This is a genomic window from Rahnella sp. 2050, assembly GCF_040544515.1.
In the GTDB taxonomy this organism is placed as follows: Bacteria; Pseudomonadota; Gammaproteobacteria; order Enterobacterales; family Enterobacteriaceae; genus Rahnella; species Rahnella aceris.
Window position 1 is genome coordinate 1 of sequence record NZ_JBEPKE010000004.1, and the last position, 13,558, is coordinate 13,558.

Annotated in this window: 12 protein-coding genes; 5 read left to right on the forward strand and 7 right to left on the reverse strand. The window is 51.5% G+C overall.

Annotated features, from left to right (window positions below):
- Window positions 1-496 precede the first annotated feature (496 nt).
- Window positions 497-1,186, forward strand: coding sequence for a FadR/GntR family transcriptional regulator (locus tag ABIC79_RS16100; protein ID WP_013577664.1), 690 nt, complete (start codon window positions 497-499; stop codon window positions 1,184-1,186).
- Here the strand turns inward: ABIC79_RS16100 and rbsR are convergent.
- From rbsR to kup, 7 genes are all read right to left on the reverse strand, one after another.
- On the reverse strand, window positions 1,169-2,179 hold the full coding sequence (gene rbsR / locus ABIC79_RS16105; protein ID WP_119262210.1) for a ribose operon transcriptional repressor RbsR: 1,011 nt from the start codon (window positions 2,177-2,179) through the stop codon (window positions 1,169-1,171). The two genes, ABIC79_RS16100 and rbsR, sit on opposite strands and share 18 nt — an antisense overlap.
- Window positions 2,180-3,109 carry a ribokinase gene (gene rbsK, locus ABIC79_RS16110; RefSeq protein ID WP_013577666.1) on the reverse strand — a complete coding sequence of 310 codons (930 nt, stop codon included), beginning with the start codon at window positions 3,107-3,109 and terminating at the stop codon, window positions 2,180-2,182.
- A gap of 67 nt (window positions 3,110-3,176) precedes the next feature.
- Window positions 3,177-4,067: a ribose ABC transporter substrate-binding protein RbsB gene (rbsB, locus tag ABIC79_RS16115; RefSeq protein ID WP_013577667.1), complete on the reverse strand. Its 891-nt coding sequence runs from the start codon at window positions 4,065-4,067 to the stop codon at window positions 3,177-3,179.
- Window positions 4,068-4,090: 23 nt separating this feature from the next.
- Complete coding sequence (rbsC, locus tag ABIC79_RS16120) at window positions 4,091-5,062, reverse strand: ribose ABC transporter permease (RefSeq protein WP_013577668.1); 972 nt, start codon at window positions 5,060-5,062, stop codon at window positions 4,091-4,093.
- A 6-nt stretch (window positions 5,063-5,068) separates the two neighbouring features.
- Window positions 5,069-6,574: a ribose ABC transporter ATP-binding protein RbsA gene (gene rbsA, locus ABIC79_RS16125; RefSeq protein ID WP_013577669.1), complete on the reverse strand. Its 1,506-nt coding sequence runs from the start codon at window positions 6,572-6,574 to the stop codon at window positions 5,069-5,071.
- Window positions 6,575-6,581: 7 nt separating this feature from the next.
- Entirely contained in the window at window positions 6,582-7,001 is a 420-nt protein-coding gene (rbsD, locus tag ABIC79_RS16130; protein ID WP_013577670.1) for a D-ribose pyranase, read from the reverse strand.
- Window positions 7,002-7,216: 215 nt separating this feature from the next.
- On the reverse strand, window positions 7,217-9,085 hold the full coding sequence (kup, locus tag ABIC79_RS16135; RefSeq protein WP_013577671.1) for a low affinity potassium transporter Kup: 1,869 nt from the start codon (window positions 9,083-9,085) through the stop codon (window positions 7,217-7,219).
- A 267-nt stretch (window positions 9,086-9,352) separates the two neighbouring features.
- On the opposite strand from kup, the gene ravA reads away from it, so the two are divergent.
- From ravA to mioC, 4 genes are all read left to right on the forward strand, one after another.
- The gene (gene ravA, locus ABIC79_RS16140; RefSeq protein WP_037033892.1) at window positions 9,353-10,861 is read left to right on the forward strand and encodes an ATPase RavA; all 1,509 of its coding nucleotides are present in this window, start codon (window positions 9,353-9,355) and stop codon (window positions 10,859-10,861) included.
- Window positions 10,862-10,863: 2 nt separating this feature from the next.
- Window positions 10,864-12,333 (forward strand): ATPase RavA stimulator ViaA, encoded by a 1,470-nt coding sequence (gene viaA / locus ABIC79_RS16145; protein ID WP_112197581.1) that lies wholly within the window; start codon window positions 10,864-10,866, stop codon window positions 12,331-12,333.
- A 20-nt stretch (window positions 12,334-12,353) separates the two neighbouring features.
- Window positions 12,354-12,815: a transcriptional regulator AsnC gene (gene asnC / locus ABIC79_RS16150; RefSeq protein WP_013577674.1), complete on the forward strand. Its 462-nt coding sequence runs from the start codon at window positions 12,354-12,356 to the stop codon at window positions 12,813-12,815.
- Window positions 12,816-12,903: 88 nt separating this feature from the next.
- A complete protein-coding gene (mioC, locus tag ABIC79_RS16155) occupies window positions 12,904-13,347 on the forward strand; it encodes an FMN-binding protein MioC (protein WP_013577675.1) in 444 nt (147 codons plus the stop codon).
- Window positions 13,348-13,558 lie beyond the last annotated feature (211 nt).

The window sequence follows — 13,558 nt, forward strand, 5'->3', positions numbered from 1 at the left end:
AACAAGTGAAGCGGTGCTCAGAGATTACTTCGTAATAATTCAACTAAATGAATTACTGCTTGGTCACTCTAAGACTTGATATTTTTTGCCACCGAGGTGGCTGATATCGTCTTGTGAGTGCCCACACAGATTGTCTGATAAATTGTTAAAGAGCATGCCGCGGTTCGCAAGGAATCTTATGCGGCGCGGGAGGCGTATATTACGTTTTCCCGCTGAAGAGTCAAGAGATTATTCATTCGAACATTCTTCTTTTTCTCTTCCCGTCCGGGCGACTTGTCAGTCGTTGTTCCCGGTCAGTGGAGGCGCATTATAGGGAGTTCTCAGAAGGCCGCAACCCCTAATTTCACTTTTTTTACCAACCGTTCATTAATCCGTCAATTTCGTCCAAAATGGACAAATACCGGTCGTTTTTCGCTAAAAACACACCAGTTTCAAGCCAGAGGCTGGAGTAGACTCTCCGTCATAATTAAGAGAAAGACATTCAGGAATACCTTACATGCTACTTAATGCACATCAACAGGCGGCTCAACGTAACCTTTCTTACCTGCTGGCGGAGAAAATTGCACAACGCGTTTTGTCTGGGGAGTATCCGGAAGGGGCTATTCTTCCTGGCGAGAATGAGTTAGGAGAGATTTTTGGTGTCAGCCGGACGGCCGTACGTGAAGCAGTAAAAACGCTGGCGGCTAAGGGAATGCTTTTACCCCGTCCGCGTATTGGTACCCGGGTAATGCCACAATCAAGCTGGAACTTTCTCGATCAGGAATTACTGACCTGGTGGATGACCCGTGAAAACTTCGATCAGGTGATGGCGCATTTTATTGTTTTACGCAAAGCACTCGAACCTCAGGCTTGTGCGTTAGCCGCACTCGCTGCCAGTAAAGAGCAAAAGCATCAGCTCTCTCTATATATGTATGAAATGCGCCAGTTGCATAACAGCTTTGATCGGGAACACTGGATAACGGTAGATACGCAGTTTCACCAGCTAATCTATGAAGCGGGGAAAAATCCTTTTCTGACCTCTTTTGCGAATTTATTCAGTTCAGTGTATCAGAGCTATTTTCGGGCAATTACAGGCAATGAAGTGATTAAACTGGAACATCACCAGCGGCTGACGGATGCCATTCTGGCCGGTGATGCCAATGCCGCACTTCTGGAATGCCAGAGCCTGTTACTTGCTGATGAATGATCCCACAGACTGACGGACTACCAGCTCTGGGGTGAGCACTAAAATCTGAGGCTCTGAAGCCGGGTCTTGCAACCGATGCAGTAATGCATCAACCGCCAGTTCTCCCAGTGAGTCTTTAGGCTGATGGATTGTTGTCAGCGGCGGCATCATATATTGCGCCAGCTGGATATCATCGTACCCCATCACGGCTACATCATCGGGAACACGCAATCCACGCTGATAAAGTGCCTGATATACGCCAACAGCCATCGCATCGTTACTGGCGAAAACCGCATGCGGCGGTTCGGGCAGCGCCAGCAACTGCTGCATTGCGGCTAATCCGCCTTCAAATTCAAAATCACTACACACCTCATAACCAGGTAAAATCTTCAAACCGGCTTTTTCCATGGCCTGACGATATCCACTCAGCCGTTCCTGTGCGGTGTTTTTATCCAGCGGGCCGGTAATGCAGGCGATGCGATGATATCCCTGACGGATTAAAAACTCCGTCGCCATTTCGCCGCCCAGCAGTGCGTTATCCTGAATAATATCTATAGCGCCATCAAACGGTGACCAGTCCATCATCACAATCGGCAGTGACGGATAACGGCTGATAACGTCTTTCGAGGGTCGGTGGTTTTCGGTGCACATGATCAGCAGTCCGTCGACCCGCTTTTGCAACAGCGTTTCCAGGCTGCGATTCATACGTTCGGCGTCATTATCGGTATTACATAAAATGAGGCTGTAGCCGCGTTCATAACAACTACGCTCCACCCCACGCACCACTTCCGAATAGAAAGGGTTACTGCTGGCGGTCAGTAACATGCCGAGGGTGCGTGTCTGGTTCAGCTTAAGGCTGCGGGCCAAGGCGGAAGGCGCGTAATTGAGTTGTTCAACGGCAGCATTCACTTTCTCAGCGATGGATTCACTGACAAAACGATTCTTGTTGATCACATGGGAAACGGTAGAGGTTGAAACGCCCGCGAGGCGGGCGACATCTTTCATGGTGGCCAATCAGGCCTCCTGTTGTGCGAGGAAATCGTCTATTTCTTTGCGCCACGGGACGGAAGGTTGTGCGCCAGGACGCGTCACGGCAATCGCTGCGGCGGCGTGTGCGAATCGTACTGCGCTGTCCATCGGTTTGCCTTCCAGCAGGGCTGTGACTAACGCGCCGTTAAAGGTATCACCTGCTGCTATCGTATCGACGGCTTTTACACGGAACCCCGCCACTAACTTTCCTTCTCCGTTCTGGCTGAGCCAGACGCCTTTACTGCCCAGCGTAATGATGACAGTCGTGATGCCTTTGTCATGCAAAGCGTTTGCGGCGCGAGCGGCATCTTCATTACTGTCGACTTTAATTCCCGTCAGCTTTTCAGCTTCAGTTTCGTTCGGGGTGATTATATCCACCCGTGCCAGCAATTCATCGGGCAATTCACAGGCCGGAGCCGGATTAAGGATCACCTGCGTACCGTTGTCTTTAGCGATCTTCGATGCCGCGATCACCGTTTCAAGCGGAGATTCAAGTTGCATTAATAAAGCAGAAGCACCAATGACCTGCTGTTTATAGCGATCAAGATATTCAGGTGTAACAGCTTTATTTGCCCCCGCATCTATGCCAATAACATTCTCACCTTCCGCATTCACGAAAATCAGCGCTACGCCAGTGGTGGTGTCTTTAATGGCTTCGATGGGGTGCGTATCAATATGGTCACTGGCCAGCTGTTTGCGAACTCGCTCGCCAATATCGTCATCTCCCACACAGGCAATAAAAGAAATATCAGCGCCACTGCGACCGGCTGCAACAGCCTGATTCGCCCCTTTACCGCCAAAGGCTACGGTGTATTGCTTACCGATAACCGTTTCGCCCGGTTGCGGGAAGTGGTTGATATTCAGAATGTGGTCAGCGTTGATACTGCCGAGTACCACCAGTTTGCCGGTTTTCATGTGGAGATCCCTGAGTCAAATAGCGCCTCCATCAGGAGGCGCAGTTACAGCATCGATAAAAAGAGTATTACGGCTGAGCAACCAGTTTCAAATCAACAGGGATAACAGCCGGCACTTTCTCGCCTTTGAGTACTTTATCTGCAGTCTGAACGCCGATCACACCGATTTGTTCAGGACGCTGTGCCACAGTCGCGCCCATTTTGCCGCTGTTAACGGCTTTGATACCGTCGTCGGTGCCATCAAAGCCAACGACCAGCACATCCGTTTTACCGGCAGTCTGCAGGGCGCGCAATGCACCGAGCGCCATTTCGTCATTCTGAGCGAACACGGCCTGCACGTCCTGATGCGCAGTCAGCAGATTCTGCATGACGTTCAGGCCCTTGGTGCGGTCGAAGTCAGCAGGCTGGCTGGCGAGGATCTGGAAATGGTGTTTTTCAGCGGCCTGAGCGAAACCTTTACCGCGTTCACGGGCAACAGACGTCCCGGCGATACCTTCGAGTTCAATGACTTTAGCGTTTTCGCCCAGTTTTTTGGCGATGTAATCACCGGCCATTTTCCCCCCGAAGGCGTTATCAGACGCGACGTGGCTGGCGACAACACCCTTAGTAGCCTGACGGTCAAGGGTGATCACCGGAATTTTCGCCTGGTTTGCCATCGCAACGGCATTGCCTACCGCATCAGAATCCGTCGGGTTGATCAGCATCAGCTTGGTGCCACGAACCGTCAGGTCCTGTACGTTTGCCAGCTCTTTCGCCGGGTTGTTCTGAGAATCAAGAACCACCAGGTTATAACCCAGTTTGTCCGCTTCTTTTTGCGCGCCGTCTTTCATGGAGACGAAGAACGGATTGTTCAGCGTGGAAACGACCAGCGCAATGGTGTCTTTCGCCAGAACGTTAGCACTGAAAGAAGCGGTGATCGCTGCGGCGGAAACCCAGACAGCCAGTTTTTTCATATTCATGGTCATAAGTCCTGTAGGAGAGTTTATTTGTTGCTTTTGTTATCCACCAGAACCGCCAGCAGGATGACAACTGCTTTTACGATCATCTGGTAGTAGGAAGAAACACCTAATAAGTTCAAACCGTTATTCAGGAAGCCAAGGATCAATGCACCGATCAGCGTTCCAACAATGCGTCCTTTACCCCCGGACAGGCTGGTTCCCCCTAATACCACTGCGGCAATCGCATCCAGCTCATAACCCGTACCTGCGTTGGGCTGCGCAGAAGATAAGCGCGCCACTTCGATGATACTGGCCAGAGCGGCTAACAAACCACACAGGGAGTAGACGATAATTTTGACTTTATCGACGCTGATACCTGACAGACGCGTAGCGGATTCGTTACCGCCCAGCGCGTAGATATAACGCCCCAGCCGGGTGTGATGCAGCATGTACCATGCCGCAATAAACACCACAGCCATCAGCCAGACGGGTGTCGGGATACCCAGCGGGCGACCGATACCAAACCAGCCAAAAACATCAGCGACATCATTAAAGCCGGTACTGATCGGGCTGCCGTTGGTGTACACCATCGTAATACCACGCAGCAGCAACATCATGACCAGCGTAGCGATAAACGCCTGGACTTTCCCTTTGGCCACAATCATTCCGGTGACGCCACCCACAGCCGCACCTAACGCCAGCGCGGCGCCAACGGCAACAAACGCATTCACTTCCAGCCCGACAATCGAGGCGGCAACGGCGCCGGTCAGCGCCAGCAAAGAGCCGACGGATAAATCGATCCCGGACGTCAGGATCACCAGTGTCATGCCGACGGCCATAATGGCGTTAACGGACGTTTGCTGAAGGATGTTAAACAGGTTATTGACCGTAAAGAAATTCGGGCTCATGGAAGAGACCACGGCAATCAACACCAGCAGCGCAATCAGAGACTTTTGCTCCAACAACCACTCTTTACTGATCCAGCGCTTTTTGGCTGGCAATGTCTGAGAACTCATATCTGATTACTCCTGCGTCACGCCGTATTGCTTGCCGACAGCGGCAGCCATCAACACTTCCTGCGTAGCCTGTTCTATCGGGAATTCACCGCTTAAATGGCCTTCATGCATCACCAAAACCCGGTCACTCATACCGATCACTTCCGGCATTTCTGAGGAAACCAAAATGATACTCAGCCCTTCGCGCTTGAACTGGTTTATAAGCTGGTAAATCTCTTTCTTGGCACCAACGTCAACGCCGCGCGTCGGTTCATCGAGGATCAGGACTTTCGGCCGCGTCATTAATCCACGGGCAATTGCCACTTTTTGCTGATTACCGCCGGAAAGCAGGCCGATGGTCTGCATCATCGACGGCGTTTTGATATTGAAGAGGCGGATGAAATCGCCGACAGCCTGCTGTTCTTCCGCATGTTTAAGACGTCCGCCAGCGTGGCTGAAATAACGCAGCGCCGTCAGCGACATGTTTTCTTTCACTGACATGCCCAGAACTAAGCCATCGCGCTTGCGGTCTTCAGAGATATAAACAATGCCGTTTGCCAGCCCGTCCTGCGGTGAGTGTGTCACCACTTCGCGACCATCAAGCGCCACATAACCACTTTTACGCGGTAAGGCTCCGTAGAGAATTTTCATCAGTTCGGTACGGCCTGCGCCCATCAGACCGGAAATCCCCAGAATTTCGCCGCTGTACAGATCAAAGCTGACGTTATCCACGCCCGGCCCGCTGACATCGCGTACCTGCAAACGCAGCGCACCGCGTTCATGATTAATGCGCGGGTATTGCTCTTCGAGGCGACGGCCCACCATCATTTCAATCAGCGTGTCTTCTTCAAGCGAACTGACCGGCCGCTCTGCGATGAACTGCCCGTCACGGAACACCGTCACGTCGTCGCAGATTTCGAAAATTTCTTTCATGCGGTGGGAGATATACACCACACCGCAACCGGCGGCTTTCAGTTCCCGGATCACGTTAAATAAAGAAGCGGTTTCGGTATCGGTCAGGGCATCCGTCGGTTCATCCATAATGATGACTTTGGATTCAAAGCTCAGCACTTTGGCAATTTCGACCATCTGCTGGTCGCCGATGGATAAATCGCCTACCAGCCGGTCACTTTTGTAACGCAGATTCAGGCGCGCCAGCAGTTTATCGGCCTCGGCATACATCTTTTTCCAGTTGATGCGGCCAAAACCGTTCACAAACTCACGGCCCAGGAAGATATTTTCAGCAATCGTCAGTTGGGGGATCAGGTTCAATTCCTGATGAATGATACCAATCCCGGCTTCCTGAGAGGCTTTAGGGCCACTGAAAACCGCTTCCTTGCCAAGAAAATGCACTGAGCCGGCATCTTTCTGATAGATGCCGGTCAGCACTTTCATCATGGTGGACTTGCCCGCGCCGTTTTCTCCCACCAGCGCCATTACACGTCCCGGATAAACGCTGAGCGCCGCGCCGGAAAGTGCTTTTACGCCGGGAAAGGCTTTATCAATGCCTGTCAGTTGCAGCAAAGGTTGCATAAAGGCCTCAGAAGGTTACGCCAGCACACAGAATAACGTTCGCATAAGGCGAACATTCCCCGCTGCGGATCACAGCCCGACTTTTTTCGCTTTGTGCTTTGAATGACTCATGACTGACGTAATCCAAAGCAATGGTGTTTCCCTGGTGTTGTTCGAGTTGTGTCAATTGGGCGAGCAACGCTTCATGGAGTTGAGGATTTTTAGTGAGGATTTCCTCGGCGAGGATAGCCCGCTCAACCTGCATCTCATGTGTCACTACCTCTAAGACTTGTAAAAAGGTGGGAACTCCCTGGGTCAGGGCCAGATCGATGCGTTGGCAAGCTGCTGGCACAGGAAGTCCGGCATCGCCAATAACCAGCTGATCGGTGTGACCTAACCGGGCAATAACATGTGAGATTTCGGCATTTAACAGCGGTGACTTCTTCATTGTGAACTCCTACAGCGAAACGTTTCGCTCACCGATGAGTTTATAAAGATCCCCGGCCATCGCAACGGAGTTATGATGGAATTGTGATCAGCGTCGAAACGTTTCGCTGAATAATTAAGAAACCGCAGGGAAATTTGAGTTAGTCGTTTCAGAAAGGAGAACGCGAAAATAAAACAGGGCACCCGAAGGTGCCCTGCGAGCAGTAGAAATGAGGATCAGATTTCTACCTGCGTACCGAGTTCGATTACGCGGTTCGGCGGAATTTCAAACTGATCTGGCGCGCGTAAGGCGTTGCGGCTGAGCGCCATAAAGAGTTTGCCACGGAAGTAGAGATACCAGGGGCGCTTGGTCAGGATCAGTGATTCGTGCGACATAAAGAATGACGTTTCCATCATCCGGCACGGCAATCCTTCCAGACCGCAACGGTGGAACACTTCCTCCACGTTCGGCGTTTCTTTAAATCCGTAGCTGGCGACCACACGCCAGAACGTCGGCGAAAGCTGTTCGATGGTGACGCGCCGGACGTTATGTACATAAGGCGCATCTTCGGTGCGTAACGTCAGCAGTACCACACGCTCATGCAACACTTTGTTGTGTTTGAGATTGTGCAGCAACGCAAACGGAATGACGTTGATGGCGCGCGACATATACACAGCCGTACCCGGAACACGCACCGGCGGGGATTTCTCCAGAGAGGCGATCATCGCTTCCAGGGAATTCCCATGCTCGTTCATGCGGCGCATAAGGCGGAAGCGCTCGCTTTTCCAGGTCGTCATAACGATAAACATGCCCAAACCCAGCGTCAGCGGCAACCAACCGCCGGAGAACAGTTTAGTAGCGTTCGCCGCGAACAGCGGGATATCCATAAACAGCAGACCGATCAGCAAAAGCCCGACCAGGAAAGGTTTCCAGTGCCAGTTTTTGAGTGCCACCGTACAGGAAAGAATACTGGTCAGCACCATCGTACCGGTCACTGCGATACCGTATGCCGCTGCCAGATTGCTCGAATGCTCGAAGCTGGCGATAACGATAACCACCGCAAAGTACAGCAACCAGTTAATGGCCGGGATGTAAATCTGGCCTGCTTCCATTTCTGAAGTGTGGATGATGCGCATTGGCGGTAGATAGCCTAAACGCACAGCCTGACGCGTCAGGGAAAACACGCCGGAAATCACCGCCTGAGAGGCAATAATGGTCGCGAGTGTTGCCAGAACCAGTAACGGGATCAATGCCCAGTCAGGCGCCAGCAGAAAGAACGGGTTTTTAATCGACTCCGGGTCTTTCAGCAGCAATGCGCCCTGACCGAAGTAGTTCAGCACCAGAGAAGGCAGCACCACGGTGAACCAGGCCAGACGGATCGGGAATTTCCCGAAGTGGCCCATATCCGCATACAGCGCTTCCACACCGGTAATCGACAGAACGACCGCGCCAAGTGCCAGGAAGGAAAACGACTTATGCTCGATAAAGAAGTTAACCGCCCACATCGGGTTCATGGCGCGAAGTACTTCAGGGTTCTGCATGATGCTGTTCACGCCGAGAACAGCCAGCGTCAGGAACCACAACAACATCACCGGCGCAAACAGTTTGCCCACGATGCCGGTGCCGTGTTTCTGAATAATGAAAAGCAGCGTCAGGACAGTAATAGATAAGGGGACGATATAAGGATCGAGTGAAGGTGCTGCGATTTCCAAACCTTCCATCGCGGAAAGAACAGAAATAGCCGGAGTGATCACCACTTCACCATAGAAGAAACTTCCGCCGATCAGGCCGAGAATGACCAAAACGGCAGTGGTGCGTGCCGAGGTGTTTCTGCCCGCCAGAGACATCAGCGTCAGAATACCGCCTTCGCCTGCGTTGTCCGCCCGCATCACGTAAGTGAGGTACTTGAGCGAAACAATGAGGATTAACATCCAGAAAATCAGAGAGAGAAAACCAAAAACGACGCTGGGTTCAACGTTGAAACCATAGTGACCAGAAAAACACTCTCTTAAGGTGTAGAGAGGACTGGTACCAATGTCGCCATAGACCACACCAATGGCGGCCAGGGTTACTGCTGGGAGTGACCGTTTATGTTCAGTGCTCATATTTCGTTTCTTTTTTGCTCGAACATCCGTAAGCGATGAGTGCGCTCGATCTTATGATGCCCACTAAAAGGCGCACAGTATGCACGAATAAATTGGATTGCCTACCCTTAAATGTGCAGCTAAACCGGCGTTCATATGAACGGGGTCACATTTCTGATAATAGAAAATTTTTAGTAATCAACAAGCTATAACGACAAAAATAAACGTGGCATATCGCTATTAGCCAGTACACTATTCAACAACTCAATGGAAACCGGAAGAGACAGTATGGCGCAATCTCCCCTTCTGGCAGAACGGATCGCCCGTCTTGCTAACGCATTAGAACATGGCCTGTACGAGCGGCAGGATGCCATAAGACTTTGCCTGCTGGCAGCCCTGTGCGGCGAAAGCGTTTTTCTGCTCGGCCCGCCGGGTATTGCAAAAAGCCTGATTGCCCGGCGTCTGAAATTTGCGTTCCGACATGCGCGCGCTTTTGAATATCTTATGACGCGCTTTTCCACGCCGGAAGAAGTCTTTGGTCCGCTCTCGATTCAGGCCCTGAAAGATGAAGGCCGCTATCTGCGTCTGACCGAAGGTTACTTGCCGGAAGCTGAAATTGTCTTCCTTGATGAAATCTGGAAAGCAGGCCCGGCCATCCTCAATACATTGCTCACCGCCATCAACGAACGCCGCTTCCGTAATGGCGAACGAGAAGAACCTATTCCGATGCGTCTGCTGGTCAGTGCGTCCAACGAATTACCCGAAGCCGATGGTGGCCTCGAAGCGCTGTACGACCGCATGCTGATCCGTCTGTGGTTGGATAAAGTGCAGGATAAGCAAAATTTTCGCTCACTGCTGACCAGCCGGAACAATGAAAACGCCAATCCGGTGGCAGAGTCCCTGAGTATCAGCGATGAAGAATACCAACAATGGCAGCCGGAGATCGACAAAGTCAATCTTTCAGACAGCTGCTTTGAACTGATCTTCCAGCTGCGCCAGCGCCTTGATGCCCTGGATACGGCACCTTATGTCTCTGACCGTCGCTGGAAAAAAGCCCTGCGCCTGTTGCAGGCCTGCGCATTTTTCAGTGGCAGAAAAGCGATCACGCAGGTGGATCTGATCCTGCTGAAAGACTGTTTATGGCATGACCTTAATACTTATAACCTGCTGCAAACCCAGATTGAGCAACTGATCACCGAACAGGCTTATCAGCAGCAGACACTGCTGATGAAAATTCAGCAGCTGAATCAGCAATGGATGCAACATCAGCAGCAACAGAGTTCGCGTCAGTCAATCAAACTGAGTAAGAAGGCCGGCATTTTCAGCCGCAAGCCACAGTACAGCCTGCCTGAATCACTTAACACCACCAACCTGACCCTGTTATTGCAAACGCCTTTACACCTGCATGAAATAAAAGTCACACACCTGTTATTCGAACGCATCATCCTGGAAGAGTGGCTAAATAAAGGAGGCGTACTGAAAGCCAAACTCAACGGGATTGGTTTTGTACAAACCGTGGATCTGGAAATCGATGACAAACAACAACTTCTGGTGCTGGATGTCAGCCGTCAGAGCACGCCGCTGACGCTGCCGGGCCATGAGCATATTGCCGTTCCCGACGAAATGAAAAATACGCTGAGTGACCTGACCGCAAAACTGGCGCAGCAGAGACATGAATTCAGCCAGCAGCAAAACTGTCTGTTTGTTCCGGCAGAATGGATGGCAAAAATAGAAGCCAGCCTGCTTCAGGTGGCTGAACAGTTGCGTCATCAGCAACAGACATTCAGTGGTCACTGATCATGTTCAGTCTCGAGTCACTGGATCTTCTGCTGGCCATCAGCGAAGCCGAACTGATTGAAGAACTGCTCGTCGGCTTGCTGGCTGCGCCAGCGCTGACGGTGTTCTTCGAGAAATTTCCCCGTCTCAAGCGTGCCCTGACCAAAGATCTCCCAGAATGGAAATTGCGCCTTCGCCAGAGGATCCACGAAACGCCGGTTCCCCAAGAGCTGGCGAAAGAATTCTATCTTTATCAGCATTGCCAGCAGATCGACGCCACGGCTTTTCAGTCCGGACTGCCTTCCCTCATCGATGAACTGGAGCAACTCAGCTCTCCCTTTGCCACTGAAGCCCGCACCTTACAGGAGAATAATGAAACCTCACGGACGGCGAAAACCGGCAACAGCTTTCATACCTTGTTCCTCCAGCGCTGGCGCCTGAACCTGACCTTCCAAACGGTGAACGTTCATCATCAGTTACTCGAACAAGAACAGGAGCAGTTGCAGGAAGAATTGCTGCAACGACTGCAGCTCAGCAGCGAGCTCTCTCCTTTATTAGCGGAGAACGATACGGCAGCAGGCCGGTTGTGGGATATGAGTAAAGGGAAGCGTCTGCGGGGTGATATTCAGTCGCTGGCGCGTTTCGGCGCTTTTCTTCAGCAGCAGCCTGAGCTGATGCATCTGGCAGAACAACTGGGCCGCAGCCAGACGGTCAAAACCAGTCCGCATGAAGATGCAAAAATGGAAACTCACCGGCTGATGGTGCGCGAACCTGCAACGGTGCCGGAAGAAGTGAATGGCATTCATCAGAGCGATGATATTTTGCGCCTGATGCCGACGGAGCTGGTGACGCTGGGGCTGCCTGAGCTGGAATACGAATTTTACCGCCGTTTGCTGGAAAAGCGTCTGATGACATATCGCCTGCAAGGGGACGTCTGGCGCGAGAAAGTGGTCAAACGGCCTGTGGTCTATCAGCAACAGGAACCGCAACCGCGTGGACCTTTTGTCGTCTGCGTCGATACATCCGGTTCGATGGGGGGATTTAACGAACAGTGCGCCAAAGCGTTCTGTCTGGCGTTACTGAAAATCGCACTGGCTGATAACCGCCGATGTTACATCATGTTGTTTGCCAGTGAAGTGATCCATTATGAACTGACCTCCAACGGCGGCCTGGATCAGGCGCTGCGCTTTCTGGGGCAGCATTTTCGTGGTGGTACCGATCTGGCCGCCTGTCTGAATGCCACACTGGATAAACTCGCTTCTCCGCAGTGGGAGGATGCTGATGCAGTGGTGATCTCGGACTTTATCGCCCAGCGGTTGCCAGATGAAGTACAAAAGAAGGTCAGGGCGTTGCAACGGGAAAAACATCACCGCTTTCATGCCCTGGCAATGTCGCACTATGGCAAGCCCGGCATCCTGCGCATTTTCGATCATATCTGGCGCTTCGATACCGGTATGAAAAGCCGCGTACAGCGACGCTGGCAGAGAAATTAAGCCTAAAGAGAAAGATAATCATGACTGAAATTTATCAGCTCGACGAGCTGGATCGCGGGATCCTGAACGCCCTGATGGATAATGCCCGCACACCATATGCTGAACTGGCAAAAGTGTTCACCGTCAGCCCGGGGACGATCCACGTCCGCGTAGAAAAGATGAAACAAGCGGGCATCATTACCGGCGCGCATATTACCGTCAATCCTAAACAGCTGGGTTACGACGTATGCTGTTTTATTGGCATCATTTTGAAAAGTGCCAAGGATTATCCGTCGGCACTGAAAAAGCTCGAAAGTATAGAAGAAGTGGTCGAAGCCTATTACACCACCGGGCATTACAGCATTTTCATTAAGATCATGTGCCGCTCGATTGATTCCCTTCAGCACGTACTTATCAACAAGATCCAGACAATTGACGAGATCCAGTCGACCGAGACGCTGATCTCCCTGCAGAACCCCATCACACGTACCATCCAGCCCTGAACACTGATTTCTATACCCCTATTATCCACAGGTAGATCCCAGCTCATTCACAGCGTACAATAGCCTCCTTTTCCCGGGTGAGAGCATCATGTCTGACATTACCCTGATCAGTGGCAGTACGCTTGGCAGTGCCGAATATGTAGCAGAACACGTGGCTGAGAAACTGGAAGAAGCCGGTTTTTCCACTCAGATGTTCCATGGTCCGGAACTGTACGAAGTTCCGCAGGAAGGTATCTGGCTGATCGTGTGCTCGACACACGGTGCTGGTGAGCTGCCTGATAACCTGCAACCTTTTATGGAGCAGCTGGAAGATCAGCAACCCGATCTGTCAAAAGTACGCTTTGGCGCATTAGGTTTAGGCAGCAGTGAATATGACACCTTCTGTGGCGCGATCAGTTCTCTGGATCAAAAACTGACGTCATTAGGGGCAAAACGGATCGGTGATCGTCTTGAGATCGACGTGACTCAACACGAAATTCCTGAGGATCCGGCCGAGGTTTGGGTGATCAACTGGATTAATTTGATCAAATAAGTGTAAATTTCAGGCGATCAGATGTGGATAACTATGCTTAAAAGCAGGGTAAAACCCGTAGTTATCCCTCTAACAACTCCTGTACGCTTTTCATGCTGTGCATAACTCTCACTTCTGATCCCAGCTTATACTGTCCAGGATCACCGATCATTCACAGCATTCGATCCTTCTTAGCATACTGATCTTCATAAACAAAAAAGACTTATGCACA